The organism is Paraburkholderia sp. CNPSo 3281, assembly GCF_024206515.1.
Taxonomy (GTDB): Bacteria; Pseudomonadota; Gammaproteobacteria; order Burkholderiales; family Burkholderiaceae; genus Paraburkholderia; species Paraburkholderia nodosa.
Genome location: NZ_JAMBPS010000025.1, coordinates 80,912 through 105,047, shown reverse-complemented (window position 1 = coordinate 105,047; position 24,136 = coordinate 80,912). Strand labels below are relative to the sequence as shown.

16 protein-coding genes are annotated in these 24,136 nt (G+C 66.8%); 8 read left to right on the top strand and 8 right to left on the bottom strand.

The features are described 5' to 3' along the window. Nucleotides 1–198 precede the first annotated feature (198 nt). Entirely contained in the window at nt 199–3,039 is a 2,841-nt protein-coding gene (locus M3I56_RS23225) for an EAL domain-containing protein (RefSeq protein ID WP_254355994.1), read from the top strand. A gap of 73 nt (nt 3,040–3,112) precedes the next feature. Here the strand turns inward: M3I56_RS23225 and ppa are convergent, their stop codons facing one another. Next, entirely contained in the window at nt 3,113–3,640 is a 528-nt protein-coding gene (gene ppa / locus M3I56_RS23220; RefSeq protein WP_069265419.1) for an inorganic diphosphatase, read from the bottom strand. 299 nt (nt 3,641–3,939) lie between these two features. Between ppa and M3I56_RS23215 the strand changes: the two genes are divergently transcribed. The 3 genes from M3I56_RS23215 to M3I56_RS23205 all read left to right on the top strand — a co-directional run bounded on the left by M3I56_RS23215 (nt 3,940) and on the right by M3I56_RS23205 (nt 7,661). Further along, nucleotides 3,940–5,379 carry an aldehyde dehydrogenase family protein gene (locus M3I56_RS23215; RefSeq protein WP_254355993.1) on the top strand — a complete coding sequence of 480 codons (1,440 nt, stop codon included), beginning with the start codon at nt 3,940–3,942 and terminating at the stop codon, nt 5,377–5,379. Nucleotides 5,380–5,409: 30 nt separating this feature from the next. After that, on the top strand, nt 5,410–6,168 hold the full coding sequence (locus tag M3I56_RS23210; RefSeq protein WP_254355992.1) for an SDR family oxidoreductase: 759 nt from the start codon (nt 5,410–5,412) through the stop codon (nt 6,166–6,168). Between the two features lie 173 nt (nt 6,169–6,341). Further along, on the top strand, nt 6,342–7,661 hold the full coding sequence (locus tag M3I56_RS23205) for an MFS transporter (RefSeq protein WP_254355991.1): 1,320 nt from the start codon (nt 6,342–6,344) through the stop codon (nt 7,659–7,661). Between the two features lie 87 nt (nt 7,662–7,748). Here M3I56_RS23205 and M3I56_RS23200 read toward each other — a convergent pair whose 3' ends face one another. From M3I56_RS23200 to hemC, 3 genes are read right to left on the bottom strand one after another with little or no spacing between them, the layout of a single operon-like run. Continuing rightward, nucleotides 7,749–8,948: a heme biosynthesis protein HemY gene (locus M3I56_RS23200; RefSeq protein WP_028207729.1), complete on the bottom strand. Its 1,200-nt coding sequence runs from the start codon at nt 8,946–8,948 to the stop codon at nt 7,749–7,751. Between the two features lie 2 nt (nt 8,949–8,950). Next, nucleotides 8,951–11,137, bottom strand: coding sequence for a fused uroporphyrinogen-III synthase HemD/membrane protein HemX (hemDX, locus tag M3I56_RS23195; protein WP_254355990.1), 2,187 nt, complete (start codon nt 11,135–11,137; stop codon nt 8,951–8,953). Then, nucleotides 11,134–12,186 carry a hydroxymethylbilane synthase gene (gene hemC, locus M3I56_RS23190; RefSeq protein WP_028207731.1) on the bottom strand — a complete coding sequence of 351 codons (1,053 nt, stop codon included), beginning with the start codon at nt 12,184–12,186 and terminating at the stop codon, nt 11,134–11,136. The genes hemDX and hemC overlap by 4 nt, the downstream gene beginning before the upstream one ends. A gap of 473 nt (nt 12,187–12,659) precedes the next feature. On the opposite strand from hemC, the gene ppc reads away from it, so the two are divergent. Next, complete coding sequence (gene ppc, locus M3I56_RS23180) at nt 12,660–15,734, top strand: phosphoenolpyruvate carboxylase (protein ID WP_375541777.1); 3,075 nt, start codon at nt 12,660–12,662, stop codon at nt 15,732–15,734. Nucleotides 15,735–15,813: 79 nt separating this feature from the next. On the opposite strand, the gene M3I56_RS23175 is transcribed toward ppc, so the two are convergent. Then, a complete protein-coding gene (locus M3I56_RS23175; protein ID WP_254355987.1) occupies nt 15,814–16,578 on the bottom strand; it encodes a class I SAM-dependent methyltransferase in 765 nt (254 codons plus the stop codon). 200 nt (nt 16,579–16,778) lie between these two features. Here M3I56_RS23175 and M3I56_RS23170 point away from each other — a divergent pair, with 200 nt between their 5' ends. From M3I56_RS23170 to M3I56_RS23160, 3 genes are all read left to right on the top strand, one after another. Then, nucleotides 16,779–17,612 carry a helix-turn-helix transcriptional regulator gene (locus tag M3I56_RS23170; RefSeq protein WP_254355986.1) on the top strand — a complete coding sequence of 278 codons (834 nt, stop codon included), beginning with the start codon at nt 16,779–16,781 and terminating at the stop codon, nt 17,610–17,612. Between the two features lie 129 nt (nt 17,613–17,741). After that, complete coding sequence (argH, locus tag M3I56_RS23165; protein ID WP_254355985.1) at nt 17,742–19,148, top strand: argininosuccinate lyase; 1,407 nt, start codon at nt 17,742–17,744, stop codon at nt 19,146–19,148. A 255-nt stretch (nt 19,149–19,403) separates the two neighbouring features. Next, nucleotides 19,404–20,333: a bestrophin family protein gene (locus M3I56_RS23160; RefSeq protein WP_254355984.1), complete on the top strand. Its 930-nt coding sequence runs from the start codon at nt 19,404–19,406 to the stop codon at nt 20,331–20,333. 10 nt (nt 20,334–20,343) lie between these two features. Here M3I56_RS23160 and M3I56_RS23155 read toward each other — a convergent pair whose 3' ends face one another. The 3 genes from M3I56_RS23155 to dcd all read right to left on the bottom strand — a co-directional run bounded on the left by M3I56_RS23155 (nt 20,344) and on the right by dcd (nt 24,017). Continuing rightward, nucleotides 20,344–21,069, bottom strand: coding sequence for a lysozyme inhibitor LprI family protein (locus M3I56_RS23155; RefSeq protein WP_375541776.1), 726 nt, complete (start codon nt 21,067–21,069; stop codon nt 20,344–20,346). A gap of 17 nt (nt 21,070–21,086) precedes the next feature. Next, nucleotides 21,087–23,366 carry an arginine/lysine/ornithine decarboxylase gene (locus M3I56_RS23150; protein ID WP_254355983.1) on the bottom strand — a complete coding sequence of 760 codons (2,280 nt, stop codon included), beginning with the start codon at nt 23,364–23,366 and terminating at the stop codon, nt 21,087–21,089. A gap of 81 nt (nt 23,367–23,447) precedes the next feature. Continuing rightward, nucleotides 23,448–24,017 carry a dCTP deaminase gene (gene dcd, locus M3I56_RS23145; protein ID WP_254338236.1) on the bottom strand — a complete coding sequence of 190 codons (570 nt, stop codon included), beginning with the start codon at nt 24,015–24,017 and terminating at the stop codon, nt 23,448–23,450. Nucleotides 24,018–24,136: the final 119 nt, after the last annotated feature.

Genomic DNA, 24,136 nt, shown 5'->3' with positions numbered 1-24,136 from the left:
GCCCCGGAAACCGCCCCGGAAACTGCAGCGCCAGAATGAGCAAACGTCTCTCCAAACGAGCGTTTGCTCTTTTCATCGAACGCTCCGACTAAAGCCTAAAGCCGCCGCAGCCCTCGCCGTTATTCACCACAAGACGCCGGTCTTAGCCCCCGGCGTGCGCTCTCATTTCACCTTGCAAGCCGAAGGAACCGGTGAAGCATGAAGAGACCCATTAAAACGGAGACGAGCCGGCTTGCCCCCGGTTGGCACGGATTGCGGCGCACGACCGTAGTCTTGCTGCCGCTATGGCTGCTCGCCGCCACCATGGCGGTGATCGCCGCGGTCAGCCTCGCGATCATGTCGATCCTGCTTGCGTATGTGGCGGGGGAAAGCAGCTGGTCGAAGGGCCAGAAGGACGCGGTTCACGCGCTGGAGCGCTACGCGCGCACCGGCGACGAGGCGGACTACCGCACGTTCCTCGCCGGCATTGCCGTGCCGCTCGGCGACCGCGCGGCCAGGCTGGAGATGAACCGCGCGCAGCCGGACACCGCGGCGATCCGGCACGGTTTCGAGCTGGGCCGCATCGCGCCCGCCGACATCGACGGCATGACCTGGGGCTACCGCACGCTCAAGAACACGCCGTGGATGCGCCCGGCCGTGGCGTTCTGGGACATCGGCGACCGCTATATTCTGCGTCTTGCCGATACCGGCGAACGCCTGCACGCGCTCGTGCAGGCGGGCAAACTGCACGCGCCAGAGTCCGCGAACCTCGTGCACGAGCTGCGCGAGATCGACAGCCAGCTCGCGCCTGTCGAAAGCGGCTTCTCCCGCTCGCTCGACGACGCGGCGCGCGCCACGCGCTCGCTCCTCACGCTCGCGCTCGCCGCCTCCGCGATCGTGCTGCTCGGCGTGTTCTCGCAATTCATCCGCCGAGCGCTTGCACGCAGCGACCGCCTCGAAGCCGAAGTGCGCAAGAACGAGGAGCGCCTTACGCTAGGCTTTGAAGGCATCAATGCCGGACTCTGGGACTGGGAGGTCGGCAGCCGGCAATGCTACTTCTCGAACTGGCTCTACGAGCAACTCGGCTACGACGTGGGGACGCGCTTTGAAAGCGACACGGGCCTCACCCAGCTCGTCCACCCGGATGACCTCACGCTCGTGCGCCAAGCGCTGCGCCAACACCTTGCGCGCGCAACGACTTTCGACGTGGAGTTTCGTCTGCGCACGCTCGCGGGCACCTACTGCTGGTGTCGCGCACGCGGCCAGGCGGTGCGCGACGCGCGCGGGCGCGCCGTGCGCATGGTCGGTTGCCTGTTCGACATTTCCGAATTGAGGACTGCCGAAGCGACGGCCTATACCGAACGCGAACTGGCGGAGGTCACCCTGGCCTCGATCGGCGAAGCCGTGATCCGCACCGACGAGCACGCGCGCGTGACCTACTGCAACGCGGTGGCCGAACGCATGCTCGGCCGCGAGGCCGCCGACATGCTCGCGCAGCCGTTCGACGCGATCTGCGACCTGCGCAACGACGCGCACGAACCGCAGCGCTTCGATATCCTGATGAATTCACAGGCAACGGGCAACGCAGGCGGCGCGACTCTCCACGTGCTGCGCCCGAACGGCTCGCGCCTCGCCGTCGACTACTCGGTGTCGAAGCTGCGCGACGCGCAACGCCGCGTGATCGGCACCGTCATCGTGCTCTACGACGTGAGCGCACTGCGCGAGCATGCCGCCCGCCTCGCCTACCAGGCGACCCACGACGAGCTGACCGACATCTACAACCGCCGCGAGTTCGAGCGGCGCCTCGCCGCGTTGCTCGACGACAGCGCGAGCGCACCACCCGGACAGCCTGGTCACGCGGTCATGTTTCTCGACCTCGACCAGTTCAAGGTCGTCAACGACACCTGCGGCCACTCGACCGGCGACGAGCTGATCCGCCAGGTCTGCCGCGTACTCAAAAGCGAGTTGCGCGGCGAGGACATCATTGCGCGCCTGGGCGGCGACGAATTCGGCGTCGTGCTGCCGCACTGCACGGCGGCGCACGCGTCGCTGCTCGCGGAGAACCTGCGTGCGGGCATTGCCGCGATCCGCTTCACGGGCGCGGGGCGCATCGTGCAGACAAGCGTGAGTATCGGCCTCGTCGGCGACGCGGCGGGGCTCGTTTCCGTGAAGGAGGTGATGAAGGCCGCGGACGTCGCGTGCTACATGGCGAAGAAGAAAGGCCGCAACCGCGTGCACCGCTTTCGCTATGACGACGAGGAACTCTCGCGAACGCACGCGCAGATGGCGTGGGTCTCCGACATCAAGGCGGCGCTCGAAAACGGCCAGTTCTGTCTCTTCGGCCAGAAGATTCTCTCGCTCGCACCGGCGTCGGCGGCCGACGACACGCACGTCGAACTGCTGTTGCGCATGCAGTCCGCCTCAGGCGCGCTCGTCGAGCCTTCCGCGTTCATCGGCGCGGCCGAGCGCTTCGACCTCATGCCGGCCATCGACCGCTGGGTAATCGCGAGCGCATTCGCAATGATTGCCGAAGGCACGCACGATTACGGCACCTGGTCGATCAACCTCTCGGGCGCCTCGCTCGGCGACGAGCAGCTCGCCGACTATATCGAGGATCAACAGCGCATCTGGTCGATCCCGTTCGAGCGCGTGTGCTTCGAGATCACCGAAACCGCCGCGATCACGAACCTGAACGAGGCGATCGCCCTCATCGAACGCCTGCGCGCGCAGGGCTGCCGCTTCGCGCTCGACGACTTCGGCGCGGGCATGTCGTCGTTCAACTACCTCAAGCATCTGCACGTCGATTATCTGAAGATCGACGGCAGCTTCATACGCGGCATCATCGACAGTCCGCTGGACCAGGCCATCGTGCGATCGATCAACCAGGTCGCGCACGCGGCGGGCAAGCTGACGATCGCCGAGTGCGTGGAGGACGCCGCCATCGTGGACTGGATGATCGCGATGGGCGTGGACTACGCGCAGGGCTACGGCGTGGGCAGGCCCGCGCGGCTCGACATCCTGCGCGGGCCCGAGCTGCGCGACGTCGCCGAAGTGGGTTGATCGAGCGCCCATGAAAAAACCGCACGGCCCTTGCAAGCCCGTGCGGTTTTCAATCAAACCAGAAGCGCGCGATTTACTTCTTGAAGTTCGCCACGCCGTCCGTGATTTCCTTGTGGGCGGCTTCGATGCCGACCCAACCTTCGACCTTGACCCACTTGCCCTTTTCGAGCGCCTTGTAGTTCTCGAAGAAGTGCTTGATCTGGTCCTTCAGGTACTCGGGCACGTCGTCGAGCGACTTGAGGTTGGCCGTCATCGGGCAGACCTTGTCGTGCGGGACCGCGATCAGCTTCGCGTCGACGCCCGACTCGTCGGTCATCTGCAGCATGCCGAGCGCGCGCGAGCGCACAACGGAGCCTGCCAGCAGCGGGAACGGCGTGATCACGAGCACGTCGACCGGGTCGCCGTCGCCGGAGAGCGTCTGCGGAATGAAGCCGTAGTTCACCGGATAGCGCATGCCCGTGCCGACGAAACGATCGACGACGAGCAGGCCCAGGTCCTTGTCGGCTTCGTATTTCACCGGATCGCTTTGCGCGGGAATCTCGATGATCACGTTGAAGTCTTGCGGCAGATCCTTGCCGGCGGGGACATTTGCAAAGCTCATGAGCGCTCTCTGTTGAGAAGAAGAAAAACCGACGGTTTGCGCGGAAAACCGGCGCAGAACCGGGCGTTGGAGGATGGACGCCATTATAGCCAATCGGCCAGGGCGGCCGGCGGTTCGGCCCAGGGCTTTCCCGCACGCAGATGAAGTGTCTGCTGAATTCCTGCGCGTAGCGCCCGCAATTGGCGCGATAATCGACCTGCCGGCGCGGCCCTCCATCGGGCGATCCGCGGCACGCTTCGGCGACGTTTCCCGTTTTGCGTTTCCCTCCCTCGTTTCACCCCCATTTACGAGGCGCATGCATGGAAGAAGCGAAGCACTTCATCGGCGGCGAATGGCAATCGCCCGCCAGCGGCGAGACGCTCGCCGCGATCGATCCCTCCACCGGCGAGCCCTTCGCGCAGCTTGCACGCGGCAATGCAACCGACATCGACTCGGCCGTCACGGCCGCACGCAAAGCCTTCGAGGGCGCCTGGGGCGCACTGAGCGCTTCTGAGCGCGGGCGACTGCTGTTCGCGCTCTCGGGCCTGGTCGGCCAGCACAAGGAAGCACTCGCGCAACTCGAAGCGCGCGACACCGGCAAGCCGCTCAAACAGGCGCGCGCCGACGCCGCCGCGCTCGCGCGCTATTTCGAGTTCTACGCAGGCGCCGCCGACAAGCTGCACGGCGAAACGCTGCCCTACCAGGCCGGTTACACGGTGCTCACGGTGCGCGAGCCGCACGGGGTGACGGGCCACATCGTGCCCTGGAACTACCCCATGCAGATCTTCGGCCGCAGTGTGGGTGCGGCGCTCGCCACCGGCAACGCGTGCGTGGTGAAGCCCGCCGAGGACGCCTGCGTGTCGCTGCTGCGCGTGGCCGAACTGGCGCGCGAAGCCGGTCTGCCCGCCGGTGCGCTCAACATCGTCACCGGGCTTGGACATGAGGCGGGCGCAGCGCTCTCCGCGCATCCCGGCATCGACCACATCTCGTTCACGGGCTCGCCGCAAACGGGCAAGCTCGTCGCGCAGATGGCCGCCGAACACCACGTGCCCGTCACGCTCGAACTGGGCGGCAAGTCGCCGCAAATCGTCTTCGCCGATGCCGATTTCGACGCCGCGCTGCCCGTGCTCGTCGCCGCCATCGTGCAGAACGCGGGGCAGACCTGTTCGGCGGGCAGCCGCGTGCTGATCGAGCGCGGCGCCTACGAGCCGCTCATCGACCGGCTCGCCGCGTCGTTCGGCAAGTTGCGCGTGGGCCCGGCCAGTGCCGATCTCGACTGCGGCCCGCTCATCAACGAGAAGCAGCGCCAGCGCGTGCGCGGCTTTCTCGACGAAGCGGCCGCGAGCCGCATCGCCACGGCGGCGAGCGGCCGGCTCGAAGCCGATGCGCCCAGCGGCGGCTTCTACGAAGTCCCGACGCTCCTGCGCGACGTGCCGCCGCAAAGCCGCCTCGCTCAGGAGGAAGTGTTCGGCCCGGTGCTCGCGGCCATGCCATTCGAGAGCGAGGAAGAAGCGCTCGCGCTCGCCAACGGCACGCCTTATGGCCTGGTCGCCGGCATCTGGACGCGCGACGGCGCGCGCCAGATGCGTCTCGCCCGGCGCGTGCGCGCGGGCCAGGTGTTCGTCAACAACTACGGCGCGGGCGGCGGCGTCGAATTGCCGTTCGGCGGCACGCGGCATTCCGGGCACGGACGCGAAAAAGGCTTCGAGGCGCTCTATGGCTTCACGGTGCTCAAGACCATCGCGATTCGGCACGGCTGAATCATGTCGATAAACATAAACGGAGACACCATGCGACTCAAAGGCAAGACGGCCGTCGTGACCGGCGGCGGCTCGGGCTTCGGCGAAGGGATCGCCAGGACCTATGCGCGCGAAGGCGCGAACGTCGTCATCAACGATCTGAACGGTGACGCCGCCGAGCGCGTGGCGAGCGAGATCGCGCTCGCGGGCGGCAAGGCCATCGCCGTGCAAGGCGACATCACGCGCGAAGCCGACTGGCAGGCGCTGCGCGAAGCGGCAATCGACGACTTCGGCAGCGTGCAGATCGTCGTCAACAATGCGGGCACCACGCATCGCAACAAGCCCGTGCTCGAAGTGAGCGAAGCGGAGTTCGACCGCGTGTATGCCGTCAATGTGAAGGGCCTCTACTGGAGCGTGCGCGCGTTCGTGCCGCATTTTCGCGAGCGCGGCGGCGGCGCGTTCGTCAATATCGCATCGACGGCCGGCATCCGGCCCCGGCCTGGGCTCGTCTGGTACAACGGCAGCAAGGGCGCGATGATCGTGGCCAGCAAAGCGCTCGCCGCCGAGCTGGGCCCCGACCAGATCCGCGTGAACTGCGTGAATCCCGTGATCGGCGATACGGGGCTCACGGCGGAGTTCATGGGCGTGCCCGACACGCCCGAGAACCGCCAGCGCTTCGTCGCGACCATTCCGCTCGGGCGATTTTCCACGCCGCAGGACGTGGCCAATGCGTGTCTCTATCTCGCCTCGGATGAGGCGGCGTTCATCACCGGCACCTGCATCGAAGTGGATGGCGGGCGCTGCGTGTAGCTGGGTCTCGCTGCGCCAGGTCGCTGACCGATCGGTGTTTTCCCCGACATTGACGCGCCGTCGCGCCACGGCGGCGCGTATAGAATGATCGTGCTTTCGCGTCGAATACCCGCCATAACAAGGCGGCAATACAACAAACACGCCAACGAGCAAGATCGCGCTTAGGAGACACCATGGCCAGTCCAGCGAATCATCTGCCGCAAGCGGGAGCGGGCGCCCCGCCCTCCGCCTTCGAAGAAGCCACGTACCGCAAAGTCGCGTGGCGCCTCATTCCGCTTCTCATGCTGTGTTACGTGGTCGCGTATCTGGACCGCGTCAACGTGGGCTTCGCCAAGCTGCAGATGAGTTCGGCGCTCAATCTCTCCGATGCGGTTTATGGCTTCGGCGCGGGCATTTTCTTCATCGGCTACTTTCTGTTCGAAGTGCCAAGCAATATCATCCTGCATCGCGTGGGCGCTCGCGTGTGGATCGCGCGCATCATGGTCACGTGGGGCCTCGTCTCCATCCTGACGATGTTCGTCACCACGCCCACCATGTTCTACGTGATGCGCTTTCTGCTCGGCCTGTGCGAGGCGGGCTTCTTCCCTGGCATCATCCTCTATCTCACCTACTGGTATCCCGCGCACCGCCGTGGGCGCATGACCACGTGGTTCATGACGGCCATCGCGCTGTCGGGCGTGATCGGCGGGCCGGTGTCAGGCTGGATTCTCAAGTCCTTCGACGGCGCGAACGGCTGGCAAGGCTGGCAGTGGCTGTTCCTGCTCGAAGGGCTGCCTTCGGTGATCGTCGGCGTGCTGGTGTTCTTCGTGCTCGACGACCGCATCGGCCGAGCGAAGTGGCTCACGGAAGAAGAGCGCGCGCTGCTCGAACGCAACATCGCACTCGAGGACGCCACCAAGGAAGACCCGCCGCTCATGACCGTGCTCACGAGCGCGCGCGTGCTGGTGATGAGCTTCACCTACTTCTCGTTCGTGATGGGCCTATACGGCGTGAGCTTCTGGCTGCCCACCATCATCAAGGCGACGGGCGTGAAAGACGCGCTCACCATCGGCCTGCTTTCGGCGATTCCGTTCGCCGCGGCCGTGGTCGGCATGGTGCTGGTGGCCAAGAGCGCCGACCGCACGCGCGAGCGCCGCTGGCACATCGCCGTGCCGGCCGCCATCGGCGCGCTCGGCCTCGTGCTTTCGGTCACATGGGCGCACGACACCACGCTCGCCATGACGGCGCTCACCATTGCGACCATGGGCATTCTCACCACGCTGCCGCTATTCTGGAGCCTACCCACGTCCTGGCTCGCGGGCACGGGCGCGGCGGCCGGCATCGCGCTCATCAACTCGATCGGCAATCTCGCGGGCTTCCTGAGCCCGTATGCGGTGGGCTGGCTCAAGCAGGCCACCTCGGCCAACGATTCGGGCATGTACATGCTCGCGGCGTTCATGATCCTGGGCGGTTTGCTTGCGCTTTCGGCACCGGCCAAGCTCGTGAACCGCTAAACGCATTACGGCTTCACCAAAAAGAAACGGCCGCCTGTTTTGCAGGCGGCCGTTTTCGTTGCGGCTTCAGATTCGTGGCGGGCTTCTTTAAACCACGTTCATCGACAGTGCGCTTTCGCGATAGTGCGAAGCGGCCTTGTCGCCGTCGCCGAGCTGCTCGTGCAGGCGCGCGAGTGCGCGATGCGAGCGGATCTTGAGCGGCTCGTTCTGCGTCGCGTCGGCAGACTTGAGCGCGGCTTCGAGGAACGACTGCGCCTTGCCCCACAGTTGCTGCTTCAGGCACAGGCGGCCCAGCGCGAACAGCAGGTCGCCGTCCTCGGGACGTTCCTTGCGCCACGCCTCGGCCTTCTGGATGAGCGGCAGCGCGTCGCTGCCCGCGGTGTCCGGATAGCGGCGCAGCAAGCGCGCGTCCCAGTTCTGCGCGAGCGCTTCTTCGACGATCTTGCGTGCGTCGGCCTGGCGATCGAGTGCGATCAGCAGTTCGGCGGCGCAGTCGGCGAGACGCGGCGAGTGACGCTCGACGTTCGAGAGCGACTGCCACAGCTCGAGCAGCGCGTCGGCGTTGTGACGGCGGTCGCGCAGCAGATTTTCCGCCGCGAGCTGGCGCAGGCGCACGGCCACGGCCGGGTGCAACGCCTCGCGCTTTTCCAGCGTCTTCACGAGCTTGAGCACTTCGCTCCAGTTCTTGAGCTGCTGCTGCGCGCGCAGCGCGATCTGTTGCGCGTGGATGCGGCGGCCGCCCTGCGTGCGCATTTCGGTGAGCGCGGCGAGCGCGCCATCGGCGTCGCGGCCGTCGGCGCGCATGTCGGCGGTCGCCATGAGGCGCGCTTCCTGGAGGTCGGGGTCGTCGACCTGGGTGAGCCATTCGTCGCGACGCGCGTATTCATGCAGACGATGCGCGGCCGTCGCGGCGATCAGGCCCGCGGCGCTCGTATTCTTCGCGTCGGCGAGCGAATCGCGCGCGGCTTTCTCGGCGCGCGAGAAGCGGCCCGCGTAAAGATTGCCCACGGCGTCGCGCAGCGCCGAGTTCGCCTTCTCGGCACGCATGCGCGCGCGGTAGGCGCCCACTCGGCGCGGCATCGTCACGATGTTGCGTGCGAAACGCAGGATCGCGTAAAGCAGCAGGAACGCCACCACGATGCCGACCACGAACAGGTTGAGCGAGACGTCCACGCGATACGGCGGATAGACGAGCAGCACCTGCCCGGTGTCGAAGCGCCCGACGGTCGCGAGCGCGACGGCAATCGCGAAGAGAAGCGCGAGCCAGAGGAGTCCACGGATCGCCATGCTTACCCCCGGCTCCGGTATTGCTGGATCGCCTTCAGGCTCGTGTCGAGCGTGGGCAGCGTGACGGCGGCCGAGCCGTCGTTCACTTCCTTGAGCAGCCCGCGCACGGTTTGCGTGTCTTTCGACGCGCCGTCGAAGTAGCGTGCGAGCGTGGCGTCGGCGGCCGCGAGGTCGGACTTGAGCGTTTCCTGGTTGCGCGAGAGCAGCGAAAGGCGCGCCGAAAGCAGACGCAGCTTCAGGTTCTGACGCACGAAATAGCCTTGATCGGGCGAGACCAGCATGGCGTCCGCGTTGTCGATGCGGCGCACCTGCACGAGGCTCGTGATCTGCTTGCCCACGCCGTCGACGAACGTGTCGATCCATACCTTCCATTTCGGCTGGTTGGTCGCCGCGGCAACCTGGGCGATATCGGCGGGCTGTGCAGCCTCCGGCTTCGTATGCGCGACGATCGCCTCACCCGAAAGCGGCAGCGAGTCGATCTGGCCGAGCGCGGTGTCGAGCTTGATGGCGAGACCTGTGAGGTCTGTGGACGGCGCGGCCTTGAGCTTGTCGATGTCCTGCGCGATCGCCTTGCGCACGGCGATGGCCTGCGCGTTGTCCGAGGCGGCGAGGCGCGTGTCGGCGCTTTGCAGCGCGAACAGCGCGAGCTGCGTGTTGCCCGTGAGCTGGAGCTGTTCGCTCGCGCTCGACAGCATCTGGCCGACTTCGGCGAGCGTCCAGTCGTCGCGGCTCTTCGACAGATCGGCATATTGCTGCGCGAGCGCCTGCTGCGAATTCTGCGCGTCGGCGATCTTGCCTTCGAGCTGGGCGATCTGCTTGTCGATCTGCTGTGAGCCTGCGGCGACCTGGTCGGCGCGTGCGCGCAGCGCGGCGGTCTGCTGCTCGCTTGCCTGCTGGCGTTGAATGGCCTGCATGCCGAGGTTGTCGACCTTGCGATTGAGGAGATAACCGCCTGCGCCCGAGCCCGCCGCGACCAGCACCAGGACGAGCCACAGCAGCGCCGTGCCCGCGCCGCGACGCCCGTTGCCCGCGCCCGGCGGCGGCGTCAGCGGCGCGGAAGACCCCGCGCCCGACGACGCATACGACGGCCGCGCCGATGCGCTGCCCGATGCCGACGCGCTGCTGGAAACCGCCGCGCCCGTGGTGACGGCGCCCTGGTTTGCTGTGCTGCTTGAGTTGTTCGAATCTGTCATGCGTGGGTTGGCCGGCGCCTGGGCCGGAGTGTTCTGAACCGGTTGAACAACGGAAGAAGCGAGGCCTCGCAGCGTCTCGACGATGCGTACGTCGCCCGCGCCGGACACCGTAATCCTATCAAAACCCATTGAGCGCGCCGTCTCGGCGATCCGCGGGTGGGGCGCGACGAGCGGCGCGTGACGCAGCTCGACGATCTCGCCCGCCGTGAGGTGCTCGCGCGCGAGTTCGTCGAGGTTGCGCACGCCCTCTGAGCTCGTGACGAGCCACGCGTGCGGCGCGCCTTCGAGCAGCGCATGCACCTGGGTCCAGGCGGCGATGGGAGGCTCGGGCACGACGCGGCGGTAGGCCGCCACGGTCTCCACCTCGGCGCCCGCTTCGCGCAGACGCTCGGCGAGCCACTCGCGGCCGCCGTCGCCGCGCACGATCAGGACGCCCTTGCCCGCGAAGGCGTCCACGCCGAAGGTCTTTTCGAGCGCCGCGTAAAGCGACTCAGAATCGAAGCGCGCGGGCTCTTCCTCCCCCGCGCCCGCAGGGCTGACCACGCGATGCTCGGGGGCCGCCACACCGTGGCGCTCGAGCGCGGCCACGCTTGCCGGGCCGACCACGGCCACGGGCAGCGCGGCCGGCCAGATCGACGACACCGAGGCATAGCACGCGAACGCGCGATCGACGGCGTTCGGCGAAACGAACACGACGAGCGCAAAACGTTCGAGCGCGCCGAGCGCGGCGCGTAGCGGCGCTTCGTCGGTCACGGGCACGATGGAGATGAGCGGGAAGTCGAGCGTGCGCATGCCGTGCTGCGCGAGTTGCCCGGCGAGACCATCCGACTGACCGGCCGGCCGGGTAATGACGACGGTGAACGGTGCGCCGCCACCATGGCTGCTTTCGCCGCTCGACGGTGACGCGCGCTTCGCGCCGCTGGAGGCGTCGCCCGGGCCACCCCACTCGTCGGGCTGGCCGGCTTTACCGTACGGTTGCCAGGAGCCGGCCATCATCTGGAGGCCGGGCCTTCGCCCGCGCCGGTTGGGTTCTGGGTGGCGGCGCCCTTGGCGGGCGCCGCATTCGGACCATCGGCTGCCTGGGCCGCGTCCGCGAGTGCGCGCACGATCTCGAGCGCGCCCTGCGCGATGAGGTCGTCGGCAACGCGGCGGCCGAGCGCCATGGCATCGTCGACCGTGGACGCCGCGGCGGCCTCCTGCGCGGCGAGCACGCGGCTCGCGTCGGGCGTGGCGATCGTGCCGCGCAGCGCAAGCTTGCCGTCGTGCCACTGCGCGTAGGCCGCGAGCGGCACCGTGCAGCTGCCGCCCAGTGCGCGCGAAACCATGCGCTCGGCTTCGACGGCCTTCGCGGTGGCGTCGTCGTGCAGCGGCGCGAGCCAGGCGGCGATATCGGCGCGATCGGCGCGGATCTCGATGCCGAGCGCGCCCTGGCCCGCCGCCGGCAGGCTGTCCTCGGGCTCGATGAGCGCGCGGATACGCGCGCCGAGGCCAAGGCGCTTCAAGCCGGCAGCCGCGAGGATGATGGCCGCGTAGTCGCCGCGGTCGAGCTTGGCGAGGCGCGTGTCGAGATTGCCGCGCAACGGCTTGACGTCGAGATGCGGATAGCGCGCGCGGATCATCGACTCGCGGCGCAGGCTCGACGTGCCCACCACGCTGCCCGCCGGCAACGCGGCAAGCGAGTCGTAGTCGTTGGAGACGAACGCGTCGCGCGGGTCCTCGCGCTCCATGATGGCCGCGAGCGTGAAGCCTTCGGGCAGCTCCATCGGCACGTCCTTGAGCGAGTGCACGGCGAGATCGGCGCGGCCCTCGGCCAGCGCCTGCTCCAGTTCCTTCACGAAAAGACCCTTGCCGCCCACCTTCGAGAGCGTGCGGTCGAGAATTTGATCGCCGCGTGTCGTCATTCCAACAATTTTCACGTCGCAGGCTGGATATAATTTGTGCAGCGCAGCTTGCACATGCTCGGCCTGCCACATCGCGAGGCGGCTCTCCCGCGAAGCGATCACCAGGGTGTTGGGCATGGGCGCGGATAGCGTCTCGGAGTTCATGGCAAGTACATCGAATGACGGGATGAAAAGCAGGATCGGATAACAGGCAATGTTAGCACGCGCCCTTTTTACCGCCTCCCCGCAGGGACAGGCGAACAAGGCGCGGGCGGCGGCAAGGAAGAGACTCAGGCGTTGCAGCGGCGCTTACTGTACCCATCGTAGGCAAACTGGCGCGCGTCTGGCACGCGGCTGGCAGCATACGCGGCCCGCGTGGCCCCGGCTATCGCCGCGGCGCCGCTTCGGCTTGCGCTCGCCCTCTCAGCGGCGCACCTCTCCAGCAAGGCCTGCACCCGGCGCACCGCCATTGGCGAGGCTCGCCGCCTCTGCACTATCCGCACGGCTCGCACAGGGTGGCACCTTCCACCCTCTCCAGGTTGCACCCGCAGTACACGGCCCGGCACGCGCCGCGGCCATGCAGTTGGCAGTTCTCCGACTAACCTGCCCATATCCTGGCAAGCCTCAAGGAAAACATCGTGAAGTCTTCAGGCTCGGCGCGCGCAGAGCGCCGCAACACCGCATCGCAGAACGCAACTTCGAAGGCCGCATCGGCCACGCCGTCCACGAAACCGGCGAAAACGACGAAGACCACGAAGACCACGAAATCCACGACGACCAAACCGGCCGCCGAGGCTGTCAAGGCGGTGAAAACGCCGAAGGCCGCAAAAGCGATGAAGGCCACGCAGGCGGCGAAGGCTCCGAAAGCGCCCGCCGGCGCCTCGCGCAATGGCCGCGCCCGCGACGACAAGGACCAGCCGCTCTTCGAAGACATCCGGTACCTGGGCCGCCTGCTCGGCGAAGTGCTGCGCGAGCAGGAAGGCGACGCTGTCTTCGACGTCGTGGAAAGCATTCGTCAGACCGCCGTGCGCTTTCGCCGCGAAGACGACAACGCCGACGCGCTCGCGCTGGAAAAGCAGCTGCGCGCGCTCTCGCCCGAGCAGACCGTGAGCGTCGTGCGCGCGTTCAGCTACTTCTCGCATCTCGCGAACATTGCTGAAGATCGCCACCGCAACCGCCGCCGCCGCATTCACGACCTCGCGGGCTCGGCGCCGCAGGCGGGCACCATCGCGCATTCGCTCGAACGTCTCGCGCTTGCGGGCGCGGCCGCGACGCCGGTGCTCCAGCAGTTCTTCAACGACGCGCTGATCGTCCCCGTGCTCACCGCGCACCCCACGGAAGTGCAGCGCAAGAGCACGCTCGACTCGCAGCACGACATCGCGCGCCTGCTCGCCGAGCGCGACCAGCCGCTCACGCATCGCGAACTCGAGCACAACGAGTCGCTCTTGCGCGCGCGCGTGACCTCGCTCTGGCAAACGCGCATGCTGCGCGAGTCGCGCCTGACCGTGGGCGACGAAATCGAAAACGCGCTTTCGTATTACCACACGACTTTCCTCACCGAGATCCCGGCGCTCTACAGCGAGATCGAAACGCAGCTGAAGGAGCACGGCCTTTCGGCGCGCCTGCCCGCTTTCTTCCAGATGGGCAGCTGGATCGGCGGCGACCGCGACGGCAACCCGAACGTCACCGCCGCCACGCTCGAAGAAGCGAGCGAGCGCCAGGCGCAGGTGATCCTGCAGCATTACCTCGACGAAGTGCACCGCCTCGGCGCCGAACTTTCGGTGTCGAACCTGCTCGCGGGCGCGAGCGAGGAGCTGAAGGCGCTGGCCGAAGCCTCGCCCGACCAGTCGCCGCACCGCGTGGACGAGCCCTATCGCCGCGCGCTGATCGGCGTGTACACGCGCCTCGCCGCGAGCGCGCGCGTGCGTCTGGGCGAAGGCGTGGTGGCCGTGCGCAGCGCGGGCCGCAACGCCGCGCCCGTGCGCGCCAAGCCCTATGCCGATGCGGACGAGTTCTCGCGCGACCTGCATATCCTGATGGATTCGCTCGCCGAGCATCACGGCGCGTCGCTCGCCACCACGCGGCTTGCGCCGCTCATGCGCGCCGTCGACGTGTTCGGCTTCCATCTCGCCTCGATCGATCTGCGCCAGAGTTCGGACATCCACGAAGCCGTGATTACGGAGCTGCTCGCGCGCGCCGGCGTTCAAGCCGACTACGCGGCACTGTCCGAAGAAGACAAGCAGATCGTGCTGCTCGCGCAGCTCGCCGATCCGCGCACGCTGCGCTCGCCGTACCTCGACTATTCCGACCTCGTGAAGAGCGAGCTGGGCGTGCTGGAAATGGCGCGCGTGACACGCGAGAAGTTCGGCGCGCGCGCGGTGCGCAACTACATCATCTCGCACACCGAAACAGTTTCCGACCTGCTCGAAGTGATGCTGCTGCAGAAGGAAACCGGCCTCATGAGCGGGCGCCTCGGCCACGCGGAAGACCCTGCGAAGGCCGCGCTGATGGTGATCCCGCTCTTCGAGACGATCCCCGACTTGCGCCACGCGCCGGGCATCATGCGCGACCTGCTCGCGCTGCCGGGCATCGACGGCATTGTCGAGCACCAGGGCAACGAGCAGGAAATCATGCTCGGCTACTCGGACAGCAACAAGGACGGCGGCTTCCTCACCTCGAACTGGGAGCTGTACCGCGCGGAGCTGGCGCTCGTCGCGCTGTACAAGCAGCGCGGCATCACGCTGCGTCTGTTCCACGGCCGCGGCGGCACGGTGGGCCGCGGCGGCGGCCCGACCTACAACGCGATCCTCTCGCAGCCGCCGGGCACGGTGGAAGGCCAGATCCGTCTGACCGAGCAGGGCGAAGTCATCGCGAGCAAGTTCGGCAATCCGGAGATCGGCCGCCGCAACCTCGAAACGGTGATCGCCGCGACGCTCGAAGCGACGCTGCTGCCGATGGGCGGGGCAAGCAGCGCCCCCGATCAACTACCCGCATTCGAAGAGACCATGCAATCGCTCTCCGACGCTGCGATGGCCGCATACCGCTCGCTCGTCTACGAGACGCCTGGCTTCACCGACTACTTCTTCGCCTCCACGCCGATCACGGAAATCGCGGAACTGAATATCGGCAGCCGCCCGGCCTCGCGCAAGCTGCAAGACCCGAAGAACCGCAAGATCGACGATCTGCGCGCAATTCCCTGGGGCTTCTCGTGGGGCCAGTGCCGCTTGCTGCTCACGGGCTGGTACGGCTTCGGCAGCGCGGTGGCTTCGTATCTCGACGATGCGGGCAGCGACGCCGAGCGCGCGCGCCGTCTTGCGATGTTCAAGAAGATGTACAAGACCTGGCCGTTCTTCTCGAACCTGCTCTCGAACATGGACATGACGCTCGCGAAGACCGACCTCGCGGTGGCCTCGCGCTACGCGCAACTCGTCGCGGACAAGAAGCTGCGCAAGCTCGTGTTCGAGCGCATCGTGGCCGAATGGGAGCGCACGACGAAGGTGCTCGGCGAGATCACGGGCGCCTCCGCACGGCTCGCCGATAACCCGCTGCTCGCGCGCTCGATCAAGAACCGCTTCCCGTATCTCGATCCCCTGAATCACTTGCAGGTGGAACTCATCAAGCGCTATCGCGCCGGTGACCCGAGCCCGCGCGTGCGGCGCGGTATTCATCTGACGATCAACGGGATTGCGGCGGGGTTGCGCAATACGGGTTGAGCGTTCGCGCTGTGCGCATGCGCAAACGGCGTCGTGCCCTCGCGGTCACGACGCCGTTTTTGATTGCCTCGGGCGAGCTTCAATCGCGCCGCGTCGCCTCGACCATCAGCGCGTCGAGCTTGAACGACAAATCGCTCTGCACATCGAAGTATTGCCGCACTTCATCGGGCGCGCGCTCCCACATCGAGCGGATCGCCGTCACGCGCTCCGGCGGCGTACGCATGCGCGCGACCCACGAATCGAAGTCGAGCGCGATGCGCCAGCGCTCGCTCACCTTCGCGTCGAAGCCGGCCACGTCGAGCATCGCGAGCCACTCGTCGGCGCGGTAGTCGCGAATGTGCGACGCGTCGCGCAACAGTTCGATCGCCTGAATATGCGTGTCGTAAAGCGGGTCGTCGATGCCCGCGATGTCGATGAACTTCAGCCGGCCGCCCGGCTTGAGCACGCGGTGCACTTCGGCAAGCGCCTGCTGCACGTCGCGCCAGTGGTGCGCGCTCATGCGGCTCACGGCCCAGTTGAAGCTCGCGTCGGCGAACGGCAGCGTTTCTGCCGCGCCCTGCTGCATGCGCACGGTCGTCAAGCCACGCGCCTTCGCGGCGGCTTCGACCGTGGCGAGCATCTGCGGGGCGATGTCGTAGGCGACGACTTCGCGCACGTGCGGCGCGACGGCGAAGCTCGCGTGGCCCGCGCCGCAGCCCATGTCCAGCACCGTCGCATTGCCGCAGGTGGCCGCGAAGGTCGCGGCGAGGTTCTCCAGATCTGCGCCGCTCGCGTGGACCTGGCTCGTGAGGTAGGCGGCGGCGGTCGAGCCGAATGCGTCGGCGACCTGATCGTGATGCTTCATCGCATGCTCCTTTTTGCGGTGTCTGATGCGGCTCGTTATGTAGGGCGCGAAGCGGCGAGCGCTGCGCGCCCCGGGTTCTGCAATCTCCGGGCTGGCTGACGTGGCGGCCCGTCGCCGCGTCAGACGCTACAATAGAGGCCGTTTTGTACCAGTACAAGTTAAGCGGTTATTCTGGTATCGCCGCCACTAGCCCCACGCCCATGAGCCTCGACACGCCCTCCTCGGGATCGCCTTCCGCCCCCGCCGGTAAAACCCTCGACGCGACACCCGCACGCGCGCTGGGTGAATTCATCCGCGCCCATCGCGAGCGTCTTTCGCCCACGGAGGTCGGCCTGCCGCCGGGCCCGCGCCGCCGCACACCGGGCCTGCGCCGCGAGGAAGTCGCGCAGTTGTGCGGCGTGAGCCCGACCTGGTACACGTGGATCGAGCAGGGCCGCCCCGTTTCGGCCTCGGCGGACGCGCTCGCGCGCATCGCCGTCGCGCTGCGGCTCTCGCGCGCCGAGCGCGCCTACCTGTTCGAGCTGGCCGCGCAGCGCGACCCCGCCGAGCCTGATCCGGCCACCACCGCGGACGCGCCCGCCACGCTGCTGCAAACGGTGAAGCTCGTGGACGCCCCCGCCTACGTGCTTGACCGCCAGTGGACCGCGCTCGCCTGGAACGCGCATGCGGCGGACCTCTTCACGGGCTGGCTCGACGCCGAGCACGACCGCAACCTGCTGCGCTTCACATTCACCGAGCCGCTCGGGCGCGAGCTGATCGTGGACTGGGAAACGCGCGCGCGGCGCCTTGCCGCCGAGTTCCGCGCCGACTCCATCCGCCACCTGAACGACGCGCCCACGCGCGCGCTGATCGACTCGCTGATCGCCGCGAGCGACGAGTTCGCGCGCTTCTGGGCCTCGCAGGACGTGTTCGAGCGCGAGGGCGGCCGGCGCGAGTTCAACCACCCGCGCCACGGCCGCATCGCCTACGACCAGATCACCTTCAAGCCCGCGCACCGCGAAGATCTCAAGCTCGTGGTGCTGGTGCGGCTCTGAGCGGCGCGGGCCGCCTGGCGGCGTTGCGGCGGACCGCCGATGCTAAAATTGTGATCTTTCCCGCCGTGCGCGGCGCAATGCGCCGCGCGGCACGCCTTCTCACCGCTTGCTCGTTCACGCCCCATCACCATGACGTCCCAACTGCACAAAAAAGGCGAAGCCTGGTCGGCTCGCTTCTCCGAACCCATGTCGGAGCTGGTCAAGCGCTACACGTCGTCGGTCTTCTTCGACAAGCGTCTCGCGCTCGTCGATATCGAGGGCTCGCTCGCGCACGCGTCAATGCTGGCCGCGCAGAAGATCATCTCCGCCGACGACCTCGCCGCCATCCAGGGCGGCATGGCGAAGATCAAGGGCGAGATCGAGCGCGGCGAATTCGAGTGGCTGCTCGACCTCGAAGACGTGCACCTGAACATCGAAGCGCGCCTGACCGCCCTGATCGGCGACGCCGGCAAGCGCCTGCACACGGGCCGCTCGCGCAACGACCAGGTCGCGACCGACATCCGCCTGTGGCTGCGCGGCGAGATCGACCGCATCGGCGGCTTGCTCGGCGACCTGCGCGGCGCGCTGCTCGACCTCGCTGAACAGCACTCGGGCACGATCATGCCGGGCTTCACGCACCTGCAAGTGGCGCAGCCGGTCACCTTCGGCCATCACCTGCTCGCCTACGTGGAAATGTTCACGCGCGACGCCGAGCGCATGGTGGACTGCCGCAAGCGCGTGAACCGTCTGCCGCTCGGCGCGGCGGCGCTCGCGGGCACGAGCTTTTCCATAGACCGCTTCGCCGTGGCGAAGACGCTGGGCTTCGACGGCATCTGCGCAAACTCGCTCGACGCCGTTTCCGATCGCGACTTCGCCATCGAATTCACGGCGGCCGCCGCGCTCGTGATGACGCACGTCTCGCGCTTCTCGGAAGAGCTGGTGCTGTGGATGAGCCCGCGCGTGGGCTTCATCGATCTGGCCGACCGCTTCTGCACGGGCTCGTCGATCATGCCGCAGAAGAAGAACCCGGACGTGCCGGAACTGGCGCGCGGCAAGACCGGCCGCGTGAACGGCCATCTCATGGCGCTCCTCACGCTCATGAAGGGCCAGCCGCTCGCCTACAACAAGGACAACCAGGAAGACAAGGAGCCGCTGTTCGACACGGTCGATACCGTGGCGGACACGCTGCGCATCTTCGCGGAGATGGTCGCGGGCATCGCGGTCAAGGAGCAGGCGATGCGCGCGGCTGCGCTGCAAGGCTTCTCCACGGCCACGGATCTGGCCGACTACCTCGTCAAGAAGGGCCTGCCGTTCCGCGACGCGCACGAAGCCGTGGCGCACGCGGTGCGTATTTGCGTGGACCGCAACTGCGATCTCGCCGACCTCACGCTCGACGAGATGCGCCGCGAACTGCCGGCCGTCTCGCACCTGCTGACCGAAGACGTGTTCGAAGTGCTCACACTCGAAGGCTCGGTCTCGGCGCGCAACCATCCGGGCGGCACCGCGCCCGAGCAGGTGCGTGCGGCCATCGCGGCGGCGCGCGCAGCGCTCAAGTAAGCGCAGCGAAGCGGGCGGAGAACGCCCGCACTCAAAGGCCAACCGGGCGCGCGACGGACAACGTCGCGCGCCCGGTTTGTTTCTGGGCGGCGCACAAGGTGACAATGCGCATGAGGACACACATGACAGCGCGCTGTGCCCGCAGCAAAATGTCAGAAGTGTGCGCCCGGCGGTCGCGCGCCATGGCGTACGATCCCGCGCCATACTGACGACTTGCTCCGTCAGGTTTTGTCTTCGCTCCCGCCCCCTGCCCCAATGATCGTCCGCCCTCATCTCCACTGGTTCCGCATGCTGCTCGCGTGGCGCGGCTCCGTGCTGCCGCAACTTCTGCCGCGCCTTTTCATCGTGCTGGTCCTCTCGATCATCGCGGTGGCCGCGCACGATCACATCCTCAAGCTCACGGTCAACCTGAGCACCGTGCCGTTCTCGCTGATCGGCATCGCGCTCGCGGTGTTTCTCGGCTTTCGCAACAGCGCGAGCTACGACCGCTATTGGGAAGGCCGCAAGCTCTGGGGGCAAATGCTCAATGAGACGCGCTCGCTGGTACGGCAAGCGCTGACGCTCCCGCGCAGCGGCGACGAAGCCGCAACGCGCGAACGGGCCCGTGAGCTGATGAGTCTGCTCGCTGCGCTGCCGCATGCGCTGCGCCATCAACTGCGCAACACCGACCCGCGCGCCGATCTCGAATCGCGCCTGCCGCCCGCGCTGTTCGAGCGCGTGCTGGCGTCGCGCTACCGCACGGCCACGCTCCTGCTGTGCGCCGCGGAATGGGTCCGGCGCGAGACACGCGAAGGCCGCCTCGACGGCTACGCGGTGCTCGCGTTCGAGCACAATCTCAATGGCATTTCGGACGTGATCGGCGGGTGCGAGCGCATCGTCTCCACGCCGCTGCCGTTCGCCTATACGGTGATGATTCATCGCACCGTGTACTTCTTCTGCGCGATGCTGCCGTTCGGCCTCGTCGATAGCATCGGCGGTTTGACGCCGATCTTCGCCGTGTTCGTGGCCTACGCGTTCATGGCCCACGAGGCGATCGCCTCGCAGCTCGAAGACCCGTTCGGCACCGAAGACAACGACCTCGCGCTCAACCTGATGTCGGCCGGCATCGAGGTCGCGTTGCACGACCTGATGGGCGAGCCCACTGTGCTGCCGGCGCGCGCGCCGGAGCAGTTCATCATCGACTGAAAGCCCAGTCTCAGTGGTTGTTCACCGTTTCGGCGAGGCGCTTCAAGGTCGCGAGGCGCCCGCCTAGCAGATCGAGTCGCGCATGCTCGTCGATGAGCGGCGTGGTCGCGTCGCGATACGCGCGCCAGTCGCTTTGTGAGCGAGAGACCGTAGGACGCGCGTGCTTCGACATCCGCGCATAGAGCTGACGGTAGTAGCGATTGAGGTCGTAGCTCACGTGCTCGCAGCGCGCGTCGGCGCTGCAGGCGCGCACCTTCGGCGCGTCGCCGTTGTACATGGCCGCCTGGTTGCGCAGCGCGAGCGCGCGCTCGCGCACCGGCTGCAGATGCATGTCCGCCTCGTAGAGCTGGTAAGTGCTGCCGCTCGTGGTCGCGAACGCGGCGCCGAGCATGGTGTCCTCGGCGTCGCGCCAGGCCACCCACTTCTGCTGGCTCAGTTGCCAGCGCTTTTGCTGCGCGGGCGGCAACTTCGCGAGCAGTTGCGTAAGCGCGGTGTCGGCGGCCGTGCGCCAGGCCGTGCGCGCGTCGTCCATGCACTGGATCTGCCCGGCCGTCGACGACCGGTCCGCGCGCGCGAGACAGGCGCGCATGGCCGTGTCGATCGGATCGGCCGCCGCGACCTCGGCGCGCGCCGCTGGCGCCACGGCGAACAGCACCGTGGCGGCCGAAATCACCGACAGCGTCGAGACCATCGCAGCAAAGTAACGCGCTAGCCGCGCCGATGAACCACCCACCATTCCCCTCCCTTGCGCGTTCAGGCGCGCACGCAATCCACGAAATACTCGATGCGGCCGTTGATGGTCTCGCCCACGAGCCCGTGGATGTCGGTGTGGAAGCCCGGGAAGCGCTCGTTGAACTCGCGCGCGAACTTCAGATAATTCACGATCGTCCTGTTGAAGCGCTCGCCCGGAATCAGCAGCGGAATGCCCGGCGGGTACGGCGTGAGCAGGATCGACGTGACGCGGCCTTCGAGTTCGTCGACCGGCACGCGGTCGATCTCGCGGTGCGCGAGCTTCGCGAATGCATCCGAAGGCTTCATCGCAGGCTCCATGCTCGAGAGGTACATCTCGGTCGTGAGGCGCGCGATGTCGTTGGCGCGGTAGACGCTGTGGATTTGCTGGCACAGGTCGCGCAGGCCCACGCGCTCGTACATCGGATGCTGCGCGACGAATTCGGGCAGCACACGCCACAGCGGCTGGTTGTTGTCGTAGTCGTCCTTGAACTGCTGGAGTTCGGTGACCATCGAGTTCCAGCGGCCCTTCGTGATGCCGATCGTGAACATGATGAAGAACGAGTACAGACCCGTCTTCTCGACGATGATGCCGTGCTCGGCCAGGTACTTCGTCACGATCGCCGCCGGAATGCCGGTCTCGCCGAATTCGCCGTCCACGTCCAGACCCGGCGTGACGATGGTCGCCTTGATCGGGTCCAGCATGTTGAAGCCTTCCGCCAGCGCGCCGAAGCCGTGCCAGTGATCGTTCGGGCGCAGCATCCAGTCTTCGCGCGAACCGATGCCTTCTTCGGCCAGCTCGTCCGGCCCCCAGACCTGGAAGAACCAGTCGTCGCCGTATTCGGCGTCCACCTTGCGCATGGCGCGGCGGAAGTCGAGCGCTTCGGCGATCGACTCTTCCACCAGCGCCGGGCCGCCCGGCGCTTCCATCATCGCGGCGGCCACGTCGCACGACGCGATGATCGCGTACTGCGGCGACGTCGACGTGTGCATCAGATACGCCTCGTTGAAGCGGTGCCGGTCGAATGCGCTGTCTTCCGAGTCCTGCACGACGATCTGCGAGGCCTGCGAGATGCCGGCGAGCAGCTTGTGCGTGGAGTGCGTCGCGAACACCAGTGCCTTGGTGCGCGGACGGCCCGCGCCGATTGCATGCATGTCCTGGTAGAACTCGTGGAATTCGGCGTGCGGCAGCCAGGCTTCGTCGAAGTGCAGCGTGTCGAGCATGTCGCCGAGCAGATCCTTGATCATCTCGACGTTGTAGACCACGCCGTCGTAGGTGCTCTGCGTGATCGTCAAAATGCGCGGCTTCACGTTCGGATTCTTCGCGAGCGCCTCGCGGGCGAACGGATTCGCCTCGATCTTCTTGCGGATGTTTTCCGGCTTGAACTCGTCGCGCGGTATCGGGCCGATGATGCCGAAGTTGTTGCGCGTGGGCGTGAGGAACACGGGAATCGCGCCCGTCATCGTGATCGCGTGCAGGATCGACTTGTGGCAGTTGCGGTCCACCAGCACGATGTCGCCGGGCGCGACCGTCGCGTGCCAGACGATCTTGTTCGACGTGGACGTGCCGTTGGTCACGAAGAACACGTGGTCCGCGCTGAAAATGCGCGCCGCGTTGCGCTCCGAGGCCGCGACCGGGCCGGTGTGATCGAGCAGCTGGCCGAGCTCCTCGACCGCATTGCAGACGTCGGCGCGCAGCATGTTCTCGCCGAAGAACTGGTGGAACATCTGGCCGAGCGGATTCTTCAGGAATGCGACGCCGCCCGAGTGCCCCGGGCAGTGCCAGGAGTACGAACCTTCGTCGGCGTACTTGACGAGTTCCTTGAAGAACGGCGGCGAAAGCGCGTCGAGATACACGCGCGCTTCACGAATCACGTGGCGCGCGACGAACTCCGGCGTGTCCTCGAACATGTGGATGAAGCCGTGCAGCTCACGCAGGATGTCGTTGGGCAGATGGCGCGAGGTGCGCGTTTCGCCGTACAGGAAGATGGGGATGTCGGCGTTGCGCTTGCGCACCGCTTCCATGAACGCGCGCAGCGCGACGATCGCGGGTGCGTGCTCCGGCGCTTCGCCGTCCGAGCCTTCCACGTAGGGCAGCAGCTCGTCGTCGTCGATCGAGAGGATGAAGCACGCGGCGCGGCTCGACTGCTGCGCGAACGACGTAAGGTCGCCGTAGCTCGTCAGCCCGAGGACTTCCGCGCCCTCTTTCTCGATGGCTTCGGCGAGCGCGCGGATGCCGGAACCCGAGATGTTCTCGGAGCGAAAGTCTTCGTCGATGATGACGACGGGAAAACGAAACTTCATGCGCGATTCTCCAAAAGAAACGACCGCTGCTTATGACGCGCAGCGGTCCCCGTATGTCGTTGTGTCCGGTGGTTGTGTGCGTCAGGTCTTCGGCAGGGTGACGCCATGCTGGCCTTGATACTTGCCGCCGCGATCCGCGTAAGAGACCTCGCAGATCTCATCGCTTTCGAAGAACAGCACTTGAGCCACCCCCTCGTTCGCGTAGATTTTCGCAGGCAAAGGTGTCGTATTTGAGAATTCGAGCGTGACGTACCCTTCCCACTCAGGCTCGAACGGCGTGACGTTCACGATGATCCCGCAGCGCGCATAGGTGGACTTGCCCAGACACACGGTCAGGACGTTGCGCGGAATGCGGAAATACTCGACCGTGCGCGCGAGCGCGAACGAATTGGGCGGGATGATGCAGACGTCGCCCTTGAAGTCCACGAACGACTTTTCGTCGAAGTTCTTCGGATCGACGATGGTCGAGTTGATATTCGTGAAAATCTTGAATTCGTCAGCGCAGCGGATGTCGTAGCCGTAGCTCGAGGTGCCGTAGCTCACGATCTTGCGGCCGTCTTCCGACATACGGACCTGATCGCGCACGAACGGCTCGATCATCTTCTGCGCTTCGGCCATGCGCCGGATCCACTTGTCAGACTTGATTGCCATGTTCGCTACTTAACGAGAAATCGGGTCGGGAAAGCATGCGGACGGACCCACCGGGCGCGCGCCGCGTGCGAAAGGCGCCTATTTTACGCGATGTGGATCGGCATGCCTGGAACTGCGTT